The 22,703-nt window shown below is 75.9% G+C and carries 20 protein-coding genes and 3 riboswitches; of the genes, 17 read left to right on the plus strand and 3 right to left on the minus strand.

The annotated features are described in order from the left end of the window. The first annotated feature begins 6 nt into the window (after nucleotides 1-6). A riboswitch (SAM riboswitch) is annotated at nucleotides 7-112 on the plus strand. Nucleotides 113-195: 83 nt separating this feature from the next. The 9 genes from ACRYMY_RS10135 to ACRYMY_RS10175 all read left to right on the plus strand — a co-directional run bounded on the left by ACRYMY_RS10135 (nucleotide 196) and on the right by ACRYMY_RS10175 (nucleotide 7,824). After that, nucleotides 196-1,134 (plus strand): MetQ/NlpA family ABC transporter substrate-binding protein, encoded by a 939-nt coding sequence (locus tag ACRYMY_RS10135; RefSeq protein ID WP_432547135.1) that lies wholly within the window; start codon nucleotides 196-198, stop codon nucleotides 1,132-1,134. 1 nt (nucleotide 1,135) lies between these two features. Further along, complete coding sequence (locus ACRYMY_RS10140) at nucleotides 1,136-2,164, plus strand: methionine ABC transporter ATP-binding protein (protein WP_432547136.1); 1,029 nt, start codon at nucleotides 1,136-1,138, stop codon at nucleotides 2,162-2,164. Nucleotide 2,165: 1 nt separating this feature from the next. Continuing rightward, nucleotides 2,166-2,825, plus strand: a complete 660-nt coding sequence (locus ACRYMY_RS10145) for a methionine ABC transporter permease (RefSeq protein WP_432547137.1) — start codon at nucleotides 2,166-2,168, stop codon at nucleotides 2,823-2,825. Nucleotides 2,826-2,903: 78 nt separating this feature from the next. Next, nucleotides 2,904-2,998: riboswitch (SAM riboswitch) on the plus strand. Nucleotides 2,999-3,186: 188 nt separating this feature from the next. After that, a complete protein-coding gene (locus ACRYMY_RS10150) occupies nucleotides 3,187-4,092 on the plus strand; it encodes a sulfurtransferase (protein WP_432547138.1) in 906 nt (301 codons plus the stop codon). Further along, the gene (locus ACRYMY_RS10155; RefSeq protein WP_432547139.1) at nucleotides 4,089-4,709 is read left to right on the plus strand and encodes a class I SAM-dependent methyltransferase; all 621 of its coding nucleotides are present in this window, start codon (nucleotides 4,089-4,091) and stop codon (nucleotides 4,707-4,709) included. Before ACRYMY_RS10150 ends, ACRYMY_RS10155 begins: the two co-directional genes overlap by 4 nt. Further along, nucleotides 4,706-5,560 carry a class I SAM-dependent methyltransferase gene (locus tag ACRYMY_RS10160; protein WP_432547140.1) on the plus strand — a complete coding sequence of 285 codons (855 nt, stop codon included), beginning with the start codon at nucleotides 4,706-4,708 and terminating at the stop codon, nucleotides 5,558-5,560. Before ACRYMY_RS10155 ends, ACRYMY_RS10160 begins: the two co-directional genes overlap by 4 nt. Further along, complete coding sequence (locus tag ACRYMY_RS10165; RefSeq protein WP_432547141.1) at nucleotides 5,554-6,048, plus strand: GNAT family N-acetyltransferase; 495 nt, start codon at nucleotides 5,554-5,556, stop codon at nucleotides 6,046-6,048. Before ACRYMY_RS10160 ends, ACRYMY_RS10165 begins: the two co-directional genes overlap by 7 nt. 45 nt (nucleotides 6,049-6,093) lie before the next feature. Continuing rightward, nucleotides 6,094-6,180: riboswitch (SAM riboswitch) on the plus strand. Nucleotides 6,181-6,184: 4 nt separating this feature from the next. Next, nucleotides 6,185-6,604 carry a rhodanese-like domain-containing protein gene (locus tag ACRYMY_RS10170; RefSeq protein ID WP_432547142.1) on the plus strand — a complete coding sequence of 140 codons (420 nt, stop codon included), beginning with the start codon at nucleotides 6,185-6,187 and terminating at the stop codon, nucleotides 6,602-6,604. Continuing rightward, nucleotides 6,601-7,824, plus strand: a complete 1,224-nt coding sequence (locus ACRYMY_RS10175) for an O-succinylhomoserine sulfhydrylase (RefSeq protein ID WP_432547143.1) — start codon at nucleotides 6,601-6,603, stop codon at nucleotides 7,822-7,824. The genes ACRYMY_RS10170 and ACRYMY_RS10175 overlap by 4 nt, the downstream gene beginning before the upstream one ends. Here the strand turns inward: ACRYMY_RS10175 and ACRYMY_RS10180 are convergent. Together ACRYMY_RS10180 and ACRYMY_RS10185 are read right to left on the minus strand one after the other, a co-directional pair. Continuing rightward, complete coding sequence (locus ACRYMY_RS10180; protein ID WP_432547144.1) at nucleotides 7,793-9,814, minus strand: FAD/NAD(P)-binding protein; 2,022 nt, start codon at nucleotides 9,812-9,814, stop codon at nucleotides 7,793-7,795. The genes ACRYMY_RS10175 and ACRYMY_RS10180 overlap by 32 nt on opposite strands. A gap of 172 nt (nucleotides 9,815-9,986) precedes the next feature. Continuing rightward, nucleotides 9,987-11,216, minus strand: coding sequence for an ROK family protein (locus tag ACRYMY_RS10185; protein WP_432547145.1), 1,230 nt, complete (start codon nucleotides 11,214-11,216; stop codon nucleotides 9,987-9,989). 246 nt (nucleotides 11,217-11,462) lie between these two features. On the opposite strand from ACRYMY_RS10185, the gene ACRYMY_RS10190 reads away from it, so the two are divergent. Genes ACRYMY_RS10190 through ACRYMY_RS10205 form a run of 4 tightly spaced genes read left to right on the plus strand, consistent with a single transcriptional unit; the run spans nucleotide 11,463 to nucleotide 16,950 of the window. Further along, nucleotides 11,463-13,637 (plus strand): alpha-galactosidase, encoded by a 2,175-nt coding sequence (locus ACRYMY_RS10190; protein WP_432547146.1) that lies wholly within the window; start codon nucleotides 11,463-11,465, stop codon nucleotides 13,635-13,637. 5 nt (nucleotides 13,638-13,642) lie between these two features. Then, nucleotides 13,643-14,599, plus strand: coding sequence for a carbohydrate ABC transporter permease (locus tag ACRYMY_RS10195; RefSeq protein WP_432547147.1), 957 nt, complete (start codon nucleotides 13,643-13,645; stop codon nucleotides 14,597-14,599). A 24-nt stretch (nucleotides 14,600-14,623) separates the two neighbouring features. Then, nucleotides 14,624-15,577, plus strand: a complete 954-nt coding sequence (locus ACRYMY_RS10200; RefSeq protein ID WP_432547148.1) for a carbohydrate ABC transporter permease — start codon at nucleotides 14,624-14,626, stop codon at nucleotides 15,575-15,577. Nucleotides 15,578-15,585: 8 nt separating this feature from the next. After that, nucleotides 15,586-16,950: an ABC transporter substrate-binding protein gene (locus tag ACRYMY_RS10205; protein ID WP_432547149.1), complete on the plus strand. Its 1,365-nt coding sequence runs from the start codon at nucleotides 15,586-15,588 to the stop codon at nucleotides 16,948-16,950. Here ACRYMY_RS10205 and ACRYMY_RS10210 read toward each other — a convergent pair. Continuing rightward, the gene (locus ACRYMY_RS10210) at nucleotides 16,919-17,791 is read right to left on the minus strand and encodes a helix-turn-helix domain-containing protein (protein ID WP_432547150.1); all 873 of its coding nucleotides are present in this window, start codon (nucleotides 17,789-17,791) and stop codon (nucleotides 16,919-16,921) included. The genes ACRYMY_RS10205 and ACRYMY_RS10210 overlap by 32 nt on opposite strands. Nucleotides 17,792-18,034: 243 nt before the next feature. Here ACRYMY_RS10210 and ACRYMY_RS10215 point away from each other — a divergent pair, with 243 nt between their 5' ends. Genes ACRYMY_RS10215 through ACRYMY_RS10230 form a run of 4 tightly spaced genes read left to right on the plus strand, consistent with a single transcriptional unit; the run spans nucleotide 18,035 to nucleotide 22,617 of the window. Further along, a complete protein-coding gene (locus ACRYMY_RS10215) occupies nucleotides 18,035-19,018 on the plus strand; it encodes a hypothetical protein (protein ID WP_432547151.1) in 984 nt (327 codons plus the stop codon). Nucleotides 19,019-19,021: 3 nt separating this feature from the next. After that, nucleotides 19,022-20,656: an efflux RND transporter periplasmic adaptor subunit gene (locus ACRYMY_RS10220; RefSeq protein ID WP_432547152.1), complete on the plus strand. Its 1,635-nt coding sequence runs from the start codon at nucleotides 19,022-19,024 to the stop codon at nucleotides 20,654-20,656. After that, nucleotides 20,657-21,334 (plus strand): ABC transporter ATP-binding protein, encoded by a 678-nt coding sequence (locus ACRYMY_RS10225; protein WP_432547153.1) that lies wholly within the window; start codon nucleotides 20,657-20,659, stop codon nucleotides 21,332-21,334. Next, nucleotides 21,331-22,617 carry an ABC transporter permease gene (locus ACRYMY_RS10230; protein ID WP_432547154.1) on the plus strand — a complete coding sequence of 429 codons (1,287 nt, stop codon included), beginning with the start codon at nucleotides 21,331-21,333 and terminating at the stop codon, nucleotides 22,615-22,617. Before ACRYMY_RS10225 ends, ACRYMY_RS10230 begins: the two co-directional genes overlap by 4 nt. The last annotated feature ends 86 nt before the right edge of the window (nucleotides 22,618-22,703 follow it).

Here is a 22,703-nt window from a genome sequence, read left to right on the forward strand (position 1 = left end):
CTGCACGGCATCGAGCGTCAGCGACAAGCCCTGGCTAGCTGACCGGCAACCCTCGTCCGCGGTGGGGTGCCCCAGGTGGAAGCCCGGCGGGGTCGCCCCGCAAGCGTGTGAACCGGTCCTCGACGGACCAGCTGTCCTGCGGCCCAACGACGTCGTCGCCACTGCGGGGGACGGCGCCGACCCCAGGAGAAGACCGTGAGCAGCACCACCCCCTCCCTGCCCGACAAGCCGAAGAGCCGCACCCCGCTGATCGCCGGGATCGTCGCCGCGGTCGTCGTCGTGGCGGTCGTCGTCGGCGTCCTGCTGAGCCGCGGCGGCGGTTCGGCCACCACCGCGGCGACCGAGCGCACCGTGCGCATCGGCGTCTCGGACCAGGCGCTGCCGTTCTGGCGCACCTACACCGACCTGGCCGCCGAGCGCCTCGGCGTCGAGGTGCAGCTGGTGAACTTCACCGACTACAGCCTGCCCAACCCCGCGCTGGCGCAGGGCGAGGTGGACATCAACCAGTTCCAGCACACCCAGTACCTGGCGAACTACAACGTCGACGCCGGCGACGACCTGCAGCCCATCGGCGCCACGGCCGTCTACCCGCTGTCGCTGTACTCGACCACCGCCGACAGCGCCGACGCGCTGCCCGAGGGCGCCCAGGTCGCGCTGCCCAACGACGCGATCAACCAGGCCCGCGGCCTGCTCGTGCTCCAGGCCGCCGGCCTGCTGACCCTGCGCGAGGGCGGCACGCCGTTCTCCGACCTGCAGGACGTGGAGGACTCCCGCGTCGAGCTGGTCTCCCTGGACGCCTCGCAGACCGCCAACGCGCTGCAGAGCGGCTCGGTGGCCGCGGCGGTCGTCAACAACAACTACGCGGCCAGCGCGGACCTCGCCGACGAGGACGTCGTCTTCGCCGACGACCCGGAGAGCCCCGAGGCCGCGCCGTACGTGAACCTCTTCGTCACCCGCGCCGAGGACGCCGACGACCAGACGTACCTCGACCTGGCCGCCCTGTTCCACGACCCGGCCGTCCTGGAGGCGTTCTCGCAGGACTACCCCGGCGGTGTGGTCCGCGACGTGGACGCCGCGACGCTGCAGGAGCAGCTGGCCGCCATCGAGGAGGACGCCCGGGCGGCGCAGGGCTGAGATGGCCGCCATCGTCTCGCTGGAGGGTGTCTCCAAGCACTACCGGCGCCCGGGGGGTGACGTCGTCCGCGCCGTGGACGACGTCACCCTCGAGGTGGCGCAGGGCGAGGTCCTCGCCGTCATCGGCTACTCCGGCGCCGGCAAGTCCACGCTCGTGCGCCTGCTCAACGCGCTGGAGCCCCCCACCGGTGGCCGGGTCGTCGTCGCCGGGCAGGACCTGACGACGCTGGGGGAGAAGGACCTGCGCCGCGCCCGGCAGCGGATCGGGATGATCTTCCAGCAGTTCAACCTGTTCCGCTCGCGCACCGTGGCCGGCAACGTGGCATACCCGCTGAAGGTGGCGCGCGTGCCCAAGCGCGAGCACGACGCCCGGGTCGCCGAGCTGCTGGACTTCGTGGGCCTGCTCGACCGCGCCCACGCCTACCCCGAGCAGCTGTCCGGCGGGCAGAAGCAGCGCGTCGGCATCGCCCGCGCCCTGGCCACGAACCCGCCGCTGCTGCTGGCCGACGAGGCCACCAGCGCGCTGGACCCGGAGACCACCACCGAGGTGCTCGCGCTGCTGCGCCGGGTCAACCGCGAGCTGGGCGTCACCGTCGTCGTCATCACCCACGAGATGGACGCCGTGCGCCAGATCGCCGACCGCGTCGCGGTCATGGAGCACGGGCGCGTCGTCGAGGTCGGCGACGTGTACGACGTGTTCACCTCCCCGCGCTCGGCGGCCGCGAAGCGGTTCGTGCGCAGCGCCCTGCACGACCGGCCGGACGCCGACGTGCTGGAGCGCCTGCGCGCGCGCCACCCGGGCCGGCTGGTGTCGGTGCAGATCACCGAGGAGCCGGGGCTGCTGGCGCGCGTGGACGGCGTGCTGCGCGACGCGGGCGTCAGCGCCGAGCTCGTGCACGGCGGCATCGGGGAGATCCGCGAGCGGCGCATCGGTTCCCTGACGTACGAGCTGACGGGCCCGCCCGGTGCCGCGGACGCGGCCGTGGCCGCCCTGCGCGGCGCGGGCGTGCGCGTCGACGAGGAGGAGTGACGTGGACGGTTTCCTCGCGACGCTGGACGTCTACCGGACCGCCATCTGGGAGACGCTGTTCATCACGCTCGTCTCGATGGTGTTCTCCGGCGTGCTGGGCCTGGGCATCGGCCTGACCCTGTACGCCACCCGCCCGGGCAACATCCTCAGCAACCGCGCGGTGTTCGCCGTGGTGGGCCTGCTGGTGAACGTGGTGCGGCCCATCCCGTTCGTCATCTTCCTGGCCGCGGTCGCACCCCTGTCGCGCCTGGCCGTCGGCACCACCGTCGGCAACAACGCCGTGACGTTCGCCATCTCGCTGGCGGCCGCGTTCGCCGTGGCGCGCATCGTCGAGCAGAGCCTGGTGTCGGTGGACCCGGGCGTCGTGGAGGCGGCCCGCGCCGCCGGCGGCTCGCGCCTGGGCATCCTGTTCACGGTCCTCGTGCCGGAGGGCCTGGGCCCGCTGATCCTGGGCTACACGTTCATCTACGTCGGCATCGTCGACATGTCCGCGCAGGCCGCCCTCATCGGCGGCGGCGGGCTGGGCAACTACGCCATCACCTACGGCTCGCAGCGCTACGACTGGGGCGTCGTCTACGTCACGGTCGCCACGATCATCGTGATCGTGCAGGTGGGCCAGCTCATCGGCAACCGCCTGGCGCGCTCCGTCCTGCGCCGCTAGGACCCCGCGGCCGGTCCCCGCGCGGGACCGGCCGCGGGCGTTGACAACCCGCACCGCAGCCCGCCACGCTGGGCCCGCACACCATCCAGAGCGGCTGAGAGACCTGGCTCGACGACGCCGCAGCAACCCCCCTCCCCGGAGGGCGTGGGTGCTCCCGCCAGGGCCGATGGAGAGGGCCCACGCTCATGCACGACGACCGCGCCCGCTGGCGCGCCACCACGCTCCGGTCCTGGTCGCGGCGCCACGTCGACCTGTGCCGGCGCACCTCGGCGGCCTGTCGCCCGGGCCCGCCGCCCGGCCACGGCCGGCGCGGCACCCCGCGACGCGACCACCCGCCCACCCCAGCGCACCGGAGCCGACCATGACCAGCACCACCCCCAGCACCGCCCTGCCCGCCGACACGTCCGAGCCGAAGTTCGCGCAGTACGCGCACCCCGAGCGCCTGGTGAGCACCACCTGGCTCGCCGAGAACCTCGGCCGCGAGGGCCTGGTCGTCGTCGAGAGCGACGAGGACGTCCTGCTGTACGAGACCGGCCACGTCCCCGGCGCCGTGAAGGTGGACTGGCACACCGAGCTCAACGACCCGGTCACCCGCGACTACCTCGACGGCGAGGGGTTCGCGCGGCTGCTGTCCGCCAAGGGGATCCGCCGCACCGACACCGTCGTGTTCTACGGCGACAAGAGCAACTGGTGGGCCGCCTACGCGCTGTGGGTGTTCACCCTGTTCGGCCACGAGGACGTGCGCCTGCTGGACGGCGGCCGCGCGAAGTGGCAGGCCGAGGGTCGCGAGCTGACCACCGGGGTGCCGCAGCGCGAGCAGGCCGACTACCCCGTCGTCGAGCGCGACGACCGCACCGCGCGGGCGTTCCTGCCCGAGGTGCGCGAGCACATCGGCGGGGCGCTGATCGACGTGCGCTCCCCGCAGGAGTTCACGGGCGAGCGCACCCACATGCCCGACTACCCGCAGGAGGGCACCGTGCGCGGCGGCCACGTGCCGGGCGCGGCCAGCGTGCCGTGGGCGCGCGCCGCGGCGGAGGACGGGACGTTCAAGGACCGCGCCGCGCTGGAGGAGATCTACCTCGGCGAGGCCGGCCTGGACGTCGAGGCCCCGACGATCACCTACTGCCGCATCGGTGAGCGCTCGAGCCACACGTGGTTCGTGCTCACCCACCTGCTGGGCCTGCGCGACGTCCGCAACTACGACGGCAGCTGGACGGAGTGGGGCAACGCGGTCCGCGTGCCCGTCGCCGTCGGCCCGGAGAGGTGACGGGAACGGCCCACGACGTGCCGGGGCCGGTGGCCGCGCTCGTGCGCGCCGCCGGCCCCGACCTCGGGCCGGCCCCGTGGCGCGTCCTGGACGCGGGCGGCGGCGAGGGCCGCGACGCGCTCCTGCTCGCCGCCCTCGGGCACGAGGTGACGGTGCTGGACCGCCTGCCGGCGGCCCTGGAGCAGGCCCGCGCCGCCGCCGCGCTCGCCGGGGTGGCCGACCGGGTGCGCACCGTGGCCGCCGACCTCGACGACCTCGCGGCGCTGGCGGCGCTGACCCGCCACCGCGCGGGCGGGTCGGGCTCCTTCGACGTCGTCTGCTGCCACGACGTGCTGCACCTGCGCGGCAGCGTCGCGCGCGCCGAGGCCGACGTCGCCGCGCTGACCAGCTCGCTGCGCCCCGGTGGGCACCTGTCGCTGACGGTGCCGCCGCCGGCGTCCGGGCCGTCCGGGTCCTCCGGGTCCCCGGGGTCCACCGGGTCGTCGGGGTCCTCGCCGGGGCACCTGCACCTGGCCGCCGACCTGCTGGCGGCTGCCGTGGTCGCCGCCGGCGGCGCGGTGGCGCACCGGGCCGTGGACGCGGACGGGAACCTCCACCTCGTCGGCAGGCGGCGGTGAGCGAGCCGCCGCACCCGGAGGAGGCCGCGGTCGCCTGGCGCAGCGCCCCGTGGGGCCGGCTGCGCCACACGCTCGTCGAGCACACGCTGGCGGTCGTCTGCCGCACCGTCTCCGGCCGACCGCTGCGCGTCCTGGACGTCGGCTGCGGCGACGGCAGCGACGCGGTGGCCCTGGCGCACGGCGGCGCCGAGGTCACCGCCCTCGACTCCGCGCCGCTGGTGCTGGAGCGCGCCCGCGCCGCCGCCCACCGCGCGGGCGTGGCCGAGCGGGTGCGCACGGTCGAGGCCGACCTCGGTGACGTGGTGGCGCTGACGGCGCTGACCGGCGGCGGGGGCGGCACGTTCGACCTCGTCCTGTGCCACGACGTGCTGCAGCACCGCCCCGGGGCGGGCTCCTCGGCGGACCTGGCGGCGGACGTGGCCGCGCTGGCCTCCCGGGTCCGCCCGGGCGGGTGCCTGTCCGTGCTGGGCCCCGGCTCGGCCGCCGCCGCGCTGCGGGCGGCGGTGCGCGAGGACGACCTGCGCGGCGCGCGGCGCCTGCTGGCGGGGGAGGGCCCCGCGGGGGAGGACGCCGGCGCGCCGCTGCCCGCCGACCGGGTCGAGGAGGCCCTCGCCGCGGCCGGGACGCCCGTGGAGTTCCGCTTCGGGGTGCGCGTGGTCACCGACCTGCTGCCCGACGCCCGCAAGGGCGAGCGCGGGTACTACGAGGACCTGCTGGAGCTCGAGCGGGCGCTGTGCGAGCGCCCCGAGCTGGTGGCGGTGGCGCGCAGCTGGCAGCTGGTCGGCCGGCGCCGCCCGCCCCGCCGCCGCGCGGGCACCGGCGGTCGACTGGCTACCCTCCCGGGGTGCTGATCCGCGACCTGACCGAGGACGACTGGCCGCGGGTGTGGCCCTTCTTCGACGAGATCGTCGCCGAGGGGGAGACGTACGCCCTGCCCGGCGGCCTGATCTCCGAGGCGGCGCGCGAGCTGTGGGTGCAGCCGCCGCCGTGGCGGGTCGTCGTGGCCGTGGACGAGGACGGCACCGTCCTGGGCACGGCCAAGAGCGGCCCGAACCGGCCCGGCCGGGGCGCGCACGTCGCGACGGCCAGCTTCATGGTGTCCCCGGCGGCGCGCGGGCGGGGTGTGGGGCGCGCCCTCGGCGAGCACGTCGTGGCCGCGGCGGCCGCCGACGGGTACCGCGCGATGCAGTTCAACGCCGTCGTGGAGACGAACACGGCCGCCGTGGCGCTGTGGCGCTCCCTCGGCTTCGCGGTCCTGGCCACGGTGCCGGAGGCCTTCGACCACCCCGAGCACGGGCTGGTCGGCCTGCACGTCATGCACCGCCGGCTGGGCCGGTAGCGCGCCGGGAACCCGTGCGGCAGCCCGCGGCGGGCTAGGGTGGCCGGACCATCCAGAGCGGCCGAGAGACCTGGCTCGACGACGCCGCAGCAACCCCTCCGAGCGGGGTGCTCACGCCGGGACCGATGGAGGAGACGTGCCGTACGCCGGGGACCTCACGCCGAGGGACGCCTACGACCTGCTGCGCGAGGACGCCACGGCCGTCCTCGTCGACGTGCGCACCGAGGCGGAGCACCGCTTCGTCGGGGTGCCGGACCTGTCGGGCCTGCGGCGGGAACCGGTGCTGGTCTCCTGGTCGCCGGTGCCCGGCGAACCGCCGGGGCGCACGTTCCTGCAGCAGCTGGCCGCCGCCGGCGTGGCCGCCGACCACGAGGGCCCCGTGGTGTTCCTGTGCCGCTCGGGCGTGCGCTCGGTCGCCGCGGCGGAGGCCGCGACCGCCGCGGGGTTCGGCCGGGCCCTCAACGTCCTCGACGGTTTCGAGGGGCCGCTGGACGAGCACGGGCACCGCGGGGGCGCGGGCTGGCGCGCCGACGGCCTGCCGTGGCGGCAGTCGTGAGCGCGGACGGGGGAGCGGCCGGGGACGGCGGCGCGCGCCGCCCGCTGCGCCCGGACACGCTGGCCGTGCGCGGCGGCCTGGCCCGCTCGGGGTTCGAGGAGACGGCCGAGGCCCTCTACCTCACCAGCGGGTACGTGTACGAGTCGGCCGCCGCTGCCGAGGCCGCGTTCACGGGCGAGGTCGACCGCTACGTCTACTCCCGCTACGGCAACCCCACGAACTCCGTGTTCACCGAGCGGCTGCGGCTGCTGGAGGGCGCGGCCGCGTGCGCGGCCACGTCGAGCGGGATGTCGGCGGTGTTCACGACGCTGGCGGCGCTGCTGGGCGCGGGCGACCGGGTCGTGGCCGCCCGCAGCCTGTTCGGCTCCTGCTTCGTCGTGCTCGACGAGTTCCTGCCCCGCTGGGGCGTGAGCACGGAGTTCGTCGACGGCGAGGACCTGGAGCAGTGGGAGCGGGCCCTGTCCACGCCCGCGCAGGCGGTGTTCTTCGAGACGCCGGCGAACCCGGTGCAGTCCCTCGTGGACGTCGAGCGCGTCAGCGAGCTGGCGCACGCCGCCGGCGCGGTGGTCGTGGTGGACAACGCGTTCGCCAGCCCGGTGGCGCAGCGGCCGCTGGACCTGGGCGCCGACGTCGTCGTGTACTCGGGCACCAAGCACATCGACGGGCAGGGCCGCGTCCTGGGCGGCGCCGTGCTCGGCAGCGAGGAGTTCCTGGGCGGGCGGTTCAAGGAGCTCACCCGGCACACCGGTCCCTCGCTCAGCCCGTTCAACGCCTGGGTGCTGGCCAAGGGCCTGGAGACGCTGGGGCTGCGCGTGCGGCACTCGGCGGCGACCGCCCTGCGGCTGGCCGAGCACCTCGAGCGCCACCCCGCGGTGCGCTGGGTGCGCTACCCGACGCTGGACTCGCACCCGCAGGTGGAGCTGGCACGGCGGCAGATGCGGCTGGGCGGCACCGTCGTCACGTTCGAGGTCGACGCGCCGCACGGGCGCGCGAAGGAGCGCGCGTTCGAGGTGCTGGACGCGCTGCGCGTGGTCGACATCTCCAACAACCTCGGCGACGCGAAGTCGCTGGCGACGCACCCGGCGACGACGACGCACCGCCGCCTGGGCGAGCAGGGGCGCGCGGCGATCGGCCTGACCGACGGCGTGCTGCGGCTGTCGGTGGGCCTGGAGGACCCCGAGGACCTGCTCAGCGACCTCGAGGACGCCCTGCGGCGCTGAGACCGCCCGCCGCCGGGTCCCCGGACCCGGCGGCGGCCAGCAGGTCCAGCGCCAGGGCGTCGTTGAGCCGGAAGAACCCCGCGTCCAGCCGCGGGCGCGCGAACGCCGCCGCCCACCCGCCACCGGCCACCCACGGCCCGGCGGCGAACCGCCGCGGGTGCGCGCCGCCGCCGGCCAGCGCGAGGCGCTGGTGCGCGTCCACGGCCAGCCGGCCGCCGGTGACGACCACGCCGCCCGGGTCGCGGAACTCCTGCTCCAGCGCCTCCCCGCGCGCGTGCAGCGCCCGCAGCAGCGGGTCGGTGGTGCGCGCGACGCCGGGAGGGGGCAGGCGGGCGTCGACGAGGGCGCGCGCGTGCACGACGCCGGGTCCGCTGCCGGCGCGGCCCCGCCAGGTGCCGGTCGCGGGGTCGAGGTCGACGGCGGCGTCGGCGCCCAGGAACCGGACCAGGCCCGCGCGGTGCAGGGCCAGCAGCTGCTGCAGCCGCTGCGGCGGCGGGCCGCTGGCGACGTAGCTGAAGAACCCGTGCCACCAGCCGTCGACGTCCACCGCGGCCGACCGCGCGTCCAGCAGGCCCTGCCGGGCCAGCTCGGCGGTCGTGACGTAGCAGGACAGCAGCGCCGCGAACACGGCCGCGTCGGCGGAGTGCCGCGGGTCGCCGCGGCGGGCGACGTCGGCGGCGACGTGCTCGGCGACCCTCGCGCCGACCGCGGTCGCGTCCGCGCCGGACCAGCCGTCCAGGGGGCGGTCGAGCCGGTGCAGGTCCAGGCGGTCCTCGCAGGCCGGCACGGCCCGCGCCAGGAGGGCGTCCAGCTCGGCGCTGCCCCACGGCGCGGCCGCGAACGCCCGCTCGAACTCCGCCGCGGGCACCCTCGTCCGCTCCGGGTGGCGCGCGAACAGCTCGTGGTAGTGGGCGCCGGCGAGCTCGCGGGCCACCAGCGGCCACACGTCCGCGCGCAGCCCCAGCGGCCGGCCGAGCCGGCCCGCGAGCTCCCGGGCCCCCTCGACGGTGAACCAGCGCGGCAGCGGCGGCCGCTCCACCAGCTCGTAGGTGATCTTCGAGCGGTAGGGCACCCCGCGGCGCGAGCCGACGTGCAGGACCGGTTCGGCGCCCGACGGCTCGTAGACCAGCCCGCCGTCCGGGCCCGGGGAGAACCGGCCACCGCGCCCCTCGCCCACCAGCACGAGCAGGTCGACGAAGGCCAGCCCCATCCCGAGGACGAGGACGTCCTCACCGGGGCGCAGGGCGTCCAGGTCGCCGGCCGTGTGCAGGTCGCTGGTGTACGCGGGCGCCAGGTAGGTCAGGCCGTGCCCGGCCGCCAGGCGCTGCAGCTCCCGCTCGCGCGGGCCGGGCTCGACGTCGGGGTGGCCCTGCGCCAGCAGCACCGCGTCCACCGCGAGCGCCGTCCCGTCCTCCAGGTGCAGCACCTGCCCGCCGTCCGGCGCGTCCAGCAGGTCCACGGCGCGGGTCGCGCGCACGTGCAGCGACGCGGTGGCGGGCAGGCCGTCGACCACCCGCCGCCAGGCGGCCGCCAGGTAGCGGCTGCCCAGGGCGCGGGAGACGAAGGTGCCCTCCCGCACGGCCAGCACCTCCCGCCGCAGCTCCTCCTGCCCGGCCGCGGCGAACTGGCGCGCCAGGCGGTCGCGGTGCTCGCTCAACCAGGCGAACAGGGTGGGCCCGGGACGCACCTCGCCGGTGAGGGTGGACGTCTCGTCGGGGAAGACCGTGACGTCGGCGGCGCGGGAGTTCATCCACAGCAGGGGGTGCTGGTCCGGGCGCCACACCCGGCCGGAGCCGGGCGGGTGGGGGTCGACGACGTGCACCTCCATCGGGCGGGCGAGGGAGGCGGCGTGCACGCCCAGGCGGTCCAGGACACCCAGCGCGCGCGGGCCCGCGCCCACGAGGGCGACGCGCAGCGGCTCGCCGGCCGCAGCGGGCGAGGTGGACGGGACGGGGCGGGGGGAGGTGCGGGCGGCGGGCACGCGGGTCACGGGCGGCTCCTGCTCGGACGACGGGGCGGCGCGCGCGGGGGCGCGCCGGTGGCTCGTCAGGCCGGACAGGTGGCCGCGTGCGTGCGGCACAGGTCCACGTGGCGGCGGCGCACGAGCAGCGCGCCGCGCTCGTGCGCTCGGGTGCCGGTCACCCTCCCAGGGTAGGGGCGCGTCAGCGCCGCTGCCCGAGGACGAACGTGCGCACGGCGGTGATGGCGGCCCCGCGCGCCCACTCGGCGAACCCGGTGACCTGGACGTCGACGTCGAGCGGGGAGGCGTGGACGCTGCGGTGGCGGGTGATCCCGTCCCACAGGGCTTCGCGGCCCACCTCGGCCAGCCGCACGCCCTCGCCGGACAGGACGACCTTCTTGGGCATGGTGGTGTTGGCGATCGCCGCCACGAGCGTGCCCAGCGCGCGGGCGGAGTCGTCCACGACGCGCCGCGCCAGGGGCTGCCCCTCCTCGGCGAGCCCGAGCACCTCCTCGAAGGCGACCGGCCTGCGCAGGGCCACGGAGGCGCGCGCCTCCACGGCCGCGCGCGGCAGCACCGCGTCCGCGCAGCCGGCGTGCCCCTCCGGGCACAGCGGGCCGTTCGGGTCGAGGGGGAAGTGCCCGAGCAGGCCGACCCCGGCGTCCGGCCGGTCGACGACCTCGTCGTGGACGACGAGGCCGTACCCGACGCCGGTGCCCACGACGACGACGGCGAAGTGGTCGCAGCGCGCGGCCGTGCCGAACCACTGCTCGGCGCGGGTCAGGGACAGCACGTCGTTGTCGACGACGACGGGCAGGCCGAGGGCCTCCTCGAGCAACCGCCCCAGGGGCACGTCCTCCCAGCCGAGGTAGCGGGCGCTGGCCACCGTCCCGTCCGCGTCCACCTTGCCGCCGAGGCTGACCCCGACGGCCCGCACCCCGCGGTCGGGGTGGGGCTCGGTGGCGCGCAGGTCCTCGCGCAGGCCCTGCACGAGGTGGACGACGGCCGCGACGACGGCCCCCGGGGACGCCTCGGGCAGGACGGTGTCCCGGTGGGCCACGACGTGCGCGCGCAGCGTCGTGAGGACGCCGTGGGCGGTGTCGCCGGTCAGCTTCACGCCCACGAAGTGGTGGGCGTCCTCGTCGACGTCCAGGGGGCGGGTGGGCCGGCCGGAGACGGGGTCCTGCGCGCTGCCGATCTCGCGCAGCAGGCCGGAGTCGATGAGCGGCTTGGACAGGCGGGTCAGGCTGCCGGGCGACAGGTCCAGGCGCCGGGCCAGCTCGCTGCGCGGCAGGGGGCCGTCGAGCAGCACCTCCAGCGCGATCTCGTGGGCCGGGCCGGTGAGCGGCGTCCACGACGTGCGCGGGCGCCCGCCGTCCCCGGCGATCAGCACCCTGCCACCGACGGTCGCCCCGTCCCGGTCCGCACGCACGGCCGCATGGTCTCGCACCACGGCGTCCTCCTCCTCCGCGTCGGGGTCCGCATCGTCGCGTCCCCCGTCCGAGTATCGCAGCGAAAGCCCGGAGCGACGAAATTGTCGGCGAAGTGGCTCCGCGGTGGTTGACGAGCGGCAGCCCGACGGCGTAGAACTTCCACCACGAAAGCGGCTTGACCACGACGACGTGCGCATGGAGCCCCTGTGACCCTCACCGAACCTGCCCCGGCCGACCGCGGGGCGGTGACCGGCGCCCGCCCGGGAGACCTGGACGGCCCGGCCGACCCGGTGCACCTGCGGGCCGCCGGGACGTCCCTGCTGCTGACCCTCCCCGCCGGCGGGCTGCCCGTCGTCGTCCACTGGGGCGCGGACCTCGGCGACCTCGACGGGGCCGGGCTGGCCGCCGTCGCGAGCGCCGCGCGCACCACCGTCGTCAACAACGACCTCGACGAGCCCACGGTCCTCGCGCTGCTGCCCGAGCAGTCCCGCGGCTGGCGCGGCACGCCCGGGCTCGCGGGGCACCGCGCCGGCCGCTCGTGGTCCACCCGGTTCACGCCCTCGTCCGTCGACGTGCAGCAGGACGCCGGGGGCACCGGGGGCGCTGTGCGGGTGGACGCCGAGGACGCCGAGGCCGGCCTGGCGCTGCACCTGGAGCTGGAGCTGCTGCCCAGCGGCCTGCTGCGCCACCGCGCCACCGTGCGCAACACCGGCGAGACCCCCTACGAGGTCGGGCAGCTGGCGCCGGCCCTGCCCGTGCCCGCCGCGGCCACCGAGGTGTTCGACCTGGCCGGCCGCTGGGCGCGCGAGCGCAGCCCGCAGCGCCTGCCCCTGGTCGTCGGCGCCCACACCCGGGAGAACCGCCGCGGGCGCACCGGCGCCGACGCCCCCCTGGTCCTGGCCGCCGGCACGGCCGGGTTCGGCTTCCGGCACGGGGAGGTGTGGGCGCAGCACGTCGCGTTCAGCGGGAACCACCGCGCGGTGGCCGAGCGCCTGTCCTCCGGCGACGCCGTCCTGACCGGCGGGGAGCTGCTGCTGCCCGGGGAGGTCCGGCTCGCCGCCGGCGAGGACTACCGCACGCCCTGGGTGTACGCCGCGCACTCGTCCGCCGGGCTCGACGGGATCGCCGCCCGCTTCCACGAGCACCTGCGCTCGCGCCCCTCGCACCCGCGCTCGCCGCGGCCGGTGGTGTGCAACACGTGGGAGGCGGTCTACTTCGACCACGACCTGGGCCGGCTGACCGAGCTGGCCCGCGCCGCCGCGGAGGTCGGTGCCGAGCGCTACGTCCTGGACGACGGCTGGTTCCGGCACCGGCGCGACGACACCGCGGGCCTGGGGGACTGGTACGTCGACGAGGACGTGTGGCCCGACGGGCTGACCCCGCTCATCGACGTGGTGCGCGGCCTCGGCATGGAGTTCGGGCTGTGGGTCGAGCCGGAGATGGTCAACCCCGACTCCGACCTGGTGCGCGCGCACCCCGACTGGGTCCTGGCCACCGGCGGGCGCACACCGGTCCCCTCGCGCCACCAGCAGGTCCTCGACCTCGGCAACCCCGACGCGTGGGCGTACCTGCTCGAGCGCCTGGACGCCCTGCTGCGCGAGAACGACATCGCCTACCTGAAGTGGGACCACAACCGCGACCTGCTGGAGGCCGGGTCCGGCCCCGGCGGCGAGGCCGGTGTGCACGCCCAGACCCTGGCGTACTACCGCCTGCTGGACGAGCTGCGCGCCCGCCACCCCGGGGTGGAGATCGAGTCGTGCTCCTCCGGCGGCCTGCGGATCGACCTGGAGGTCCTCGAGCGCACCGACCGCGTGTGGGCCAGCGACTGCATCGACCCGCTGGAGCGCCAGCAGATCCAGCGCTGGACCGCCCAGCTGCTGCCGCCGGAGCTCGTCGGCTCGCACGTGGGCGACCGCGTCTCGCACACCACCCACCGCGCCAACGACCTGTCCTTCCGCGCCGGCACCGCGCTGTTCGCCTCCTTCGGCGTCGAGTGGGACCTCACCCGCGCCCCGGCCGCCGAGCGCGCCGAGCTGGCCCGCTGGGTCGCGCTCTACAAGGAGCTGCGCCCCCTCCTGCACACCGGCACCGTCGTGCGCGCCGACTCCCCGGACCCCGCCTCGGCGCTGCACGGCGTCGTCGCCGCCGACCGCGCCGACGGGCTGTTCGCCCTGGTGCAGCTCACCACCCCGGAGACCTCCGTCCCCGGCACCGTCCGGCTGCCGGGGCTGGACCCCGACGCCGTCTACGAGGTGAGCGCGCAGGCGCCCGGGGACGCCCCCGCGCTGCGCACCGCCTCGACCGCCCCCTGGCTCACGGACGGCGTGCGGCTGAGCGGCCGCGCGCTGGCGGTGGCCGGCCTGCGGGCCCCCGCGCTGCAGCCCCAGCAGCTCCTCCTCCTGCGCACCCGGAAGGTGTGACCCGCATGGCCACCACGAACAACGTCGGTGCCGCCCCGGTCGTCGTGGCCGGCTCGCGCCGGGACGGCACCGCCCTGCGCCCGGACGTCAACGGCTCGCGCCGCGAGCGGCTGACCGCGCTTGCGTTCATCGCCCCCGCCCTGCTCGGCTTCACGGTCTTCTACTTCTGGCCGACGCTGCGCGGGCTGTGGTTCAGCCTCACCGAGTACGACGTCTTCAACCGGCCGGAGTTCGTCGGCCTGGCCAACTACCGCGCGGTCCTGGCGGACGCGACCTTCTGGAACGCCATGAGGGTCACCCTGCAGTACGTCCTCATCAACATCGGCACCCAGACCGTCCTGGCGCTGCTGCTGGCCGTCCTGCTGCACCGGCTGACCCGCTCGACGCTCGTGCGCAGCGTCATCGTGCTGCCCTACCTGGTCTCCAACGTCGTCGTCGCGCTCGTCTTCTACTGGATGCTCGACGCGCAGATCGGCATCACCAACCAGGTGCTCGGCTGGGTGGGCTTCGACCCCGTCGCCTTCTTCGGCGACCAGGCCTGGGCCATCCCGACCATCGCGCTGGTCAACACCTGGCGCCACCTGGGCTACACCGCCCTGCTGCTGTTCGCCGGCATGCTGATGATCCCCGGCGACGTCTACGAGGCCGGCCGCGTCGACGGCGCCTCGGAGTGGCAGATGTTCTGGCGGATCACCCTGCCGCTGCTGCGCCCGATCCTGGCGCTGGTGCTCGTCATCACCGTCATCGGCTCGTTCCAGGCCTTCGACACGGTGGCGGTCACCACGTCCGGCGGGCCGGGCGACGCGACCCGCGTCATCCAGTACTACATCTTCGACCTCGCCTTCCAGCGCTACCAGTTCGGGTACGCCTCCGCGGTCTCCGTCGTGCTGTTCGCGATCCTGGCGGTCGTCGCCTTCTTCCAGCTGCGCCTCATGCGCGCCAACGAGTCCGACGTCGCCTGAGGGCGACCACACCCAGGAGGCGACGTGGCCACCACCGCCAGCACGTTCGACGAGGCGATCGCCCTCTCCGGCACCGGCCCCGGTGCCGGCCCCGGACGCCGGGGACGCCCCGGCGTCGGCCGGGTCCTCGCCTGGACGGCCCTCGTCCTCATGATGGCCGTCACCCTCTTCCCCTTCTACTGGATGCTGCGCACGGCCTTCTCCAACGGCGCTTTCCTGGCGGCCGAGCCGTCCAACCCGCTGCCGGTGGAGCCGACCCTGGGCGCGTTCGAGCGCGTCCTGGGCCTGGCCTCGACCGCCGACGCCCAGGCGCAGGGCGGGTCGGGCGCGGCCGTCGACATCGGCCGCTACCTGCTCAACTCGGTGGTCGTCGCGACGTTCATCACCGCCGGGCAGGTGTTCTTCGGCGCGATGGCCGCCTACGCCTTCGCGCGGCTGCGCTGGCCCGGGCGGGACGCGGTGTTCTTCGTCTTCCTCACCGCGCTCATGGTCCCGCCGATCTTCACCCAGCTGCCCAACTTCCTGCTGATGCGCGACCTGGGACTGCTGAACACGTACGCGGGGATCATCCTGCCGTTCTTCTTCATGACGCCGTTCGCCATCTTCTTCCTGCGCCAGTTCTTCCTCGGCATCCCGCGCGAGGTCGAGGAGGCCGCCCGCATCGACGGGGCGGGGGTGGTGCGCCGCTTCTTCACCGTGATCCTGCCGATGGCGTCCGGGCCGCTGGTGACCCTGACGATCCTGCAGTACATCCAGGCGTGGGGGGAGTACTTCTGGCCCCTGCTCGTCGGCAGCGACCAGAGCGTGCGCGTCCTGACGGTGGGCCTGGGCGTCTTCCGCTCGCAGACCCCGCAGGGCACGCCCGACTGGGCCGGGCTCATGGCCGCCACCCTGCTCGCGGCCCTGCCGGTCGTCCTCCTGTTCGCGGTGTTCAGCAGGAAGATCGTCAACTCCATCGGCTTCTCCGGCATCAAGTGAGGTCCCCCATGGCACGCGCACGCACCCGCCGCCGGTCCACGGCCGTCACGGCCGCCGCCGCCACCGCCGCCCTGCTGCTGTCCGGCTGCGCCTCCTACGGCGTCGACCCCGGGGCCGACGGGGACAGCGGGACCGTGACGTACTGGATGTGGGAGGCGGCGCAGCTGCCCGCCTACCAGCAGTGCGCCACCGACTTCGAAGCGCTCAACCCGGACATCGACATCCTCATCGAGCAGTTCGGCTGGGACGACTACTGGAACAAGCTGTTCACCGGGTTCGTCGCCAACTCCGCGCCCGACGTCTTCGTCAACCACACCTCCCGCTACGGCGAGTTCGCCGAGCGCGGGCTGCTCGTGCCCATCGACGAGCAGGTCGAGGAGGCCGGCATCGACCTCGACGCCTACGTCGAGGGCAGCACCGACCTGTGGGTCGGCGCCGACGGGAAGCGCTACGGCCTGCCCAAGGACTTCGACACCATCGGCCTCTACTACAACCGGGAGATGACCGAGGAGGCGGGCATCACCGAGGAGGAGATGGAGAACCTCACCTGGAACCCGCAGGACGGCGGCACCTACGAGGACGTCATCGCCCGCCTGACGGTCGACCAGAACGGCGTCCGCGGCGACGAGCCCGGCTTCGACCCGGAGCGGATCGCCGTCTACGGGCTGGGGCTGAACAGCTCGGGCGCCTTCTACGGGCAGACGGAGTGGTCCTACCTCGTCATGACCACCGGCTGGTGGTACATGGACGCCCCCGCGTGGGGCACGGAGTTCAACTACGACGACCCTCGGTTCCAGGAGACCATCGCCTGGTGGCGCGGGCTCATCGAGAAGGGCTACATGCCGCCGCTGGCCTTCACCGAGGGCGGCTCGATGGACCAGCAGATGCAGGCCGGCCGCTACGCGATGGCGACCGAGGGCTCCTGGACGGTCGGCACCTACGGCAACCTGCAGGGCATCGACCTCGCGCTGGCCCCCACGCCGATCGGGCCGAGCGGGGAGCGCTCGGCCATGCAGAACTCCCTGGCCGACTCGATCTTCACCTCCTCGCAGGTCAAGGGGGCGGCGTGGGAGTGGGTCGAGTACCTGGCCTCGGAGGAGTGCCAGAGCGTCGTCGCGGACGCCGGCGTGGTCATGCCCGCGCTGGAGTCGACCACGGAGGCCTCGAAGGAGTCCCTCGGCCGGACGGGCCTGGACGTCAGCGCCTACACCGACCAGATCGAGCAGGGGACGACGTTCCCGTTCCCGGCCGTCCTGAACGCCTCGGAGATCAACAGCCTCATGCAGTCCGCGATGGACAACGTCATGGCGTTCAACGCCGAGCCGGAGTCGCTGACGGCCGTCAACGAGCGGCTGAACGCCCTGTTCGAGTGAGAGTCCGGGCGAGGCCGCGGGTCGCGCCCTCGCGGTAGGCGGCGGGGGAGCGGCCCGTCGCCCGCCCGAAGTGGGCGTACAGGCTGCTCTGCGAGCCGAACCCCGCCGCGTGGGCGACGGCCGCCGTCGTCAGGGTCGTCGTCAGCAGCAGCCGCTGCGCCTCGGCCACCCGCAGCCGCGTCAGGTGCTCGCCGATGGTGGTGCCCAGCGCCTGCTTGAACACGGCGGCGGCGTAGTGCGGGTGCAGGTTCGCCGCCCGCGCCACGTCCGCCACCGTGACCGGCCCGCGGAACCGGTCGGCGGCGAAGCGGGCCATCGCCACCACGTGCCCGGCCTCGTCGCCCCCGGGCGCCGCGGGCGGGTGCTCGCGCGCCGCGCGCAGCACCCGGCGCACCAGGGCGTTGGCCTCCAGCAGCACGGCCGCGGGGTCCCCGGGGTCCCCGCCCGCCCCGGCGAGGTCGCGGCACCAGGAGGTGAACAGCGCCTCCACGTGGGCGCCGACCTCCGTCGCCGGCACCACCGCGACGCGGTCGGTCAGCAGGTCGGCCAGCCCGCCGGGCGGCAGCGACCACGTGAGGACCTCCGCCAGCGGCAGGTGCACCCAGCACACGTCGCTGGGGCCCGCGCCCGGCGCCGGGAGCAGGCGGTGGGGGGACGCCGCCCAGAACAGCGCCAGGTGCCCCTCGGGGACCACCACCGGCGCACCCGCGAACAGGTACTCCAGCCGGCCGCGGACGACGAGGTTCACCTCCAGGTCGTCGTGCCGGTGGAACGCCGGCATCGACGGCGCGGCGCCGCGGTGCACCCACAGCGCCGGCCCGAGGACCTCGGTGTCCGCCACGGGGACACCGTAGGACGTGCCCCGAACGCGGACCGCCGCGACGCCGCGCCCCCCGGCCGGGGGGCGTGGTCGACCCGGGGTGGACCGGGGGTGGATCCGGAGTGGACCCGGGGTGGACCCGGGGTGGACCCGCGGTGGGACCGGGTCAGCCCGTGGACGGACGTGGCGCGCCGGATGGCGCGTACGCGCCCGCGCGGGACGTCCGCCCGGCTACGGTCGCAGCAGCACCCCGAGGAGAGAACCATGCCCGCGAAGCGCCGCACCACGATCACCGTCCCGCTCGTCGCGGCGTGCCTGCTGGCCGCCTGCTCCTCCTCCCCGGCGGAGGGCCGCGCGGAGGAGCGCACCTCGCCGCTCGGCGCCTACTTCGAGTCCTTCTACGGCGGCGAGCTCGACGAGGCCGCGCAGCAGGCGGAGTACGAGGAGCAGAACCGGCGCACCGAGGAACTGGTCGCCGCGTGCATGAGCGAGCAGGGTTTCGAGTACCAGCCCAACACGGCCAGCTCGTCGGTCACCTACAGCAGCGACGACGAGTGGGACCCCGAGTCCCGCGAGTGGGTCGCCCAGTACGGCTACGGCATGGTGACGTCACCGTCCTCCGAGCAGGCCGAGGAAGCGCCCCCCGAGGAGTGGACCGACCCCAACGGCGACTACGTCGCCAGCCTGAGCGAGTCCGAGCAGGCCGCCTACTACGAGGCGCTGTCCGGGCCCGCGCCCTCCGAGGACGACATGGCCGCCATGGAGGACGGCTCCTACGAGTGGGACTGGACGAAGAACGGCTGCTACGGCGCGGCGCAGCACGAGGTGGTCGGCGACGACCCGCTCCAGGGCGAGGAGTTCCGCGGGCTCATGGACGAGATCGGCACCTTCTACGAGGGGATGACCTCCTGGCCGGGCATGGCCGAGGTGGAGGCCGCGTGGTCGGACTGCATGTCCGCCGCCGGTCACCCCGGCCTCGCCGCGCAGGGCGACGCGGTGAACTCCGTCAGCGAGGAGCTGAACCGGTTGTACGAGTCGCCCGGCCCCGAGGGGGAGGTCGACCAGGCCGCCCTCGACGCCCTCGGCGAGCGGGAGGTCGAGGTGGCGCTGGCCGACCTCGACTGCCGGGAGGAGACCGACTACCGCGACCGGGTCGAGGAGGTCACGTTCGAGCAGGAGCAGCGGTTCGTCGACGACCACCGCGCCGAGCTGGACGCCGCCCGGGCCGCGGCCGAGCAGGGTCGCTGAGGCGTGGCGCTGCACCGCGGACGGGCCGCGAGCGCGCCCGGCGACGACGAGCTGCTCCGGGAACTGGCGGAGGACCCCGCCGACACCGACACCGGCACCGGTCCGGACGACGCCGCGCCGGCGCGGGCGCGGGCGCGTCGGGAGCAGCGGGGCCCGCGGACGGGGCGGGCGGCCGCCGTGCTGCGCCGCAACCGCACCCTGCTGGCCGTCGCGGCCGCCGCCGCCGTGAGCCTGGTCGTCGGGCTGCTGCTGGGCCGTTCCGCCCTGGGCCCCGCGCAGGCGCAGGGCGTTCCGGAACCGGGGCTCATCACGGCCCCCGTGGCCTACGGCGAGCTGAGCAACGACGTCGTCATCCGGGGCGAGGTCGCCTACTCCGACGCGGTCGAGGTGCGCGTGGACACCTCGTCGGTGCCCGGCCCGCCCGTCGTCACCGGGAGGGTGCCGGCCCCCGGGGACGAGCTCGTGGCCCTGTCGATCGCGCTGGAGGTCGCCGGCCGCCCCGTCATCGTCCTGCCCGGTGAGCTGCCCGCCTACCGGACGCTGCAGGTCGGGGTCTCCGGCCCGGACGTCGTGCAGTTCAAGCAGGCCCTGCGCGCCGTCGGCCTCGACGGCGGCGACCCCTCCGGCGACGTCTTCGACGCCCGCGCGGCCGCCGCCGTCACCCGGCTGTACGAGCAGGCCGGCTACCCCGCTCCCGAGAGCGCCGAGGGGGCCGCCGACGGCGTGCGCGCCGCCCAGGAGGGCGTCCGCGGCGCCGAGCAGGCGCTGGCCGCCGCGCGCGCGGACCTGGAGCGGGCCCGCTCCGGCGCCGACCCCGTCGAGGTGCGCGAAGCCGACAACGCGGTGGCCAGCGCCCGCCGCGCCGTGGACTCCGCCCGCGCGCAGGACCCGGCCGAGCCGGACCTGGTCGCCGACCTGGAGGACGCGCTCGGCCTGGCCCAGCTGCGCCGCGCCCAGCTGGACGCGCCCGCCGACACCAGCGCCCAGCGCGCCGCGGTGACCGCGGCCGAGCAGCAGCTGCGCGACGCGCGCGACGCGCTCGCCGAGGCCCGGGAGCAGGCTCTGCCGAGCCTGCCCGCCGGCGAGGTGCTGTACCTGTCCGGGCTGCCCCGGCGCGTGGACGCCACGAGCGCCACCCGCGGCGGCCTCCTGGAGGGCCCGGCCATGACGGTCTCCGGGGCCGCCCTGCGCGTGTCCGGGTCCGCGGCCGAGGCCGACGCCCGCCTGCTCGCCGTGGGCGCCGAGGCGTTCCTCGACCTGCCCGACGGCAGCACCCACCGCGCCGTCGTGGCCGCCGTGGCGCCGGGGGAGGACGACTCCTCGCGCTGGCGGGTGGACCTGGACCCCGACCCCTTCACCCCGCAGCAGGTCAGCGAGCTGCAGGGCGCCAACGTGCGGGTCTCCCTGCCGGTCGGCGCCACGCAGGGCCCGGTGCTGTCCGTCCCCCTCGCCGCGCTGTCGGCCGGGGCCGGGGGCGAGAGCCGCGTCGAGGTCGTCGAGGGCGACCCCCGCGCCGGCGACGACGCCCGCACGCGGCTGGTCGTCGTGGAGACCGGCCTGGCCGCCGACGGGGCCGTGGAGGTCAGCGCCCCGCAGGGCGGGCTCGCCGAGGGCGACCTCGTCGTGGTGGGCCGCTGAGTGGCCGGTGCCCTCGTCGAGCTGCGGGACGTCACCCGCTCGTTCCCCGGGCCGCCGGAGGTGCAGGCGCTGAAGGCGGTGAACCTCACCGTGCGGGCCGGTGACTACGTCTCCGTCGTCGGCCCCAGCGGGTCGGGCAAGTCGACGATGCTCAACGTCCTCGGCCTCGTCGACCGGCCCAGCGTCGGCGAGTACCTCCTCGGCGGCGTCCGGACCGGCGACCTGGACGAGGCCGGCCGCTCCGCGCTGCGGGCCTCGCGGATCGGGTTCGTGTTCCAGGCCTTCCACCTGCTGCCGCGCCGCACGGTGCTGGAGAACGTCCTGCTGCCCATGCTCTACAGCGGCACCCCCCGCGCGCAGCGCGAGGAGCGGGCGCTGGCCGCGCTGGAGCGGGTGGGCATGTCGCACCGGCTGGGCGCCAGCCCGGCCACCCTGTCCGGCGGCGAGCGCCAGCGCGTGGCCGTCGCCCGCGCCGTGGTCACCCGCCCCGCCCTGCTGCTGGCCGACGAGCCGACGGGGAACCTCGACGAGGACACCACCGCCGACGTCATGGGCCTGCTCGAGGAGCTCAACGGCGACGGCATCTCCGTGGTCGTCATCACCCACGACGCGGACGTCGCCGACCGGGCCGACCGCGCGCTGCGCATCGCCGGCGGCCGGCTGAGCGAGGTGCGGTGAGGCTCCCGCGCCGGCGCGCGGCCGCCCGCCCGTCCACGTCGCCGGCCCCGCCCCCCGTGCCGCGCGCCGACCGCTTCTCCGCCGGCGACCTGCTGGTGGAGGCCACCGCCGACCTCAGCAGCCGGCCGGGCCGGCTGGTGACGACGCTGCTGGGCACCGTCGTCGGCATCGCCGCCCTCGTGCTGACGCTGGGGTTCGCGCAGACCACCGCGCTGCAGCTGTCGCGGCAGTTCGACCGGTTCGCCGCGACCCAGCTCGTCGCCGTCCCGGCGCAGGCGCAGGTCGGCGCCGGGCGCAGCGTCGCCGCCGGCCGGCTGCCGTGGGACGCCGTGGAGCGCGTGGAGCGGCTGGTGGGCGTGCAGGCCGCGGCCGTGGTCGCCGAGGTGCCGCTGGCCGAGGGCGCGACCATCACCGCCGTCCCCGTCAACGACCCCTCCCAGGCGCCCGTCGCCCCGCCGCGGCTGTTCGCCGCCTCCGCGCGCCTGCTGGAGACCCTGGAGGGCACGGTGACGACGGGGCGCGCCTTCGACGCCGGGCACGACCGGCGCGGGGACCGCGTGGCGCTGCTGGGCGCCCGGGCCGCCGAGCGGCTGGGCGTGAGCCGGGTGGACACCCAGCCGTCGGTGTTCGTCGACGGCCTGGCCTACGCGGTCGTCGGGATCTTCGACGGGGTCGCGGCCCGCGGGGAGCTGCTCGACGCGGTCGTGGTCCCCACGGGCGCCGCGCGCCGCGACTTCCAGCTGCCCGTGCCCGGGGAGGTGCAGGCCCGGGTGCTCGTCGACTCCGGCGCGCAGGTGGGGGCCCAGGCCGCCACCGCCCTGGCGCCGGACGAGCCGGCCAGCGTCGAGGTGCGCGCCCCCGCCGGGCGCTCCGCGCTGGCCCGGGACGTGCAGGCCGACGTGAACGTCGTGCTGCTCGTCCTGTCGGGCGTCGTGCTGGTGGCCGGTGCCGTCGGCATCGCCGGGATCACCACCCTGTCGGTCGTCGAGCGCACCGGCGAGATCGGGCTGCGCCGCGCGCTGGGAGCCACCCCGCGCCAGATCGCCGCGCAGTTCGTCACCGAGTCCGTGATCGTCGGGACCGTCGGCGGCCTGCTGGGGTCGGCCACGGGCGTGCTGGCCCTGCTCGCGGTCTCGTTCGCGCGGGGGTGGACACCGGTGGTCGACCCGCTGGTCGCCGTCGGCGCGGTGGCGCTCGGCGGGCTCGTCGGCCTGCTGGCCGGGTGGTTCCCCGCGCGGCGGGCCTCCCGCGTCGAGCCGGTCGTGGCGCTGCGGGGGGCGTGAGCGGCGCTCGCGGGACTCGCCGGGAACTCCTCCGGACCTGAGGATCCTGCAAGCCCGCACCCGCCCGCGAGAAGCCCCCGACGCCG

It is taken from the genome of Kineococcus haloalkalitolerans (assembly GCF_050871905.1).
Classification (GTDB): Bacteria; Actinomycetota; Actinomycetes; order Actinomycetales; family Kineococcaceae; genus Kineococcus.

What these genes read in the sequence shown, in the direction of transcription:
- ACRYMY_RS10140 (WP_432547136.1), top strand. Translation starts at nt 1,136, where the DNA reads ATGGCCGCCATCGTCTCGCTGGAGGGTGTCTCCAAGCACTACCGGCGC.
- ACRYMY_RS10150 (WP_432547138.1), top strand. Translation starts at nt 3,187, where the DNA reads ATGACCAGCACCACCCCCAGCACCGCCCTGCCCGCCGACACGTCCGAG.
- ACRYMY_RS10195 (WP_432547147.1), top strand. Translation starts at nt 13,643, where the DNA reads ATGGCCACCACGAACAACGTCGGTGCCGCCCCGGTCGTCGTGGCCGGC.
- ACRYMY_RS10205 (WP_432547149.1), top strand. Translation starts at nt 15,586, where the DNA reads ATGGCACGCGCACGCACCCGCCGCCGGTCCACGGCCGTCACGGCCGCC.
- ACRYMY_RS10215 (WP_432547151.1), top strand. Translation starts at nt 18,035, where the DNA reads ATGCCCGCGAAGCGCCGCACCACGATCACCGTCCCGCTCGTCGCGGCG.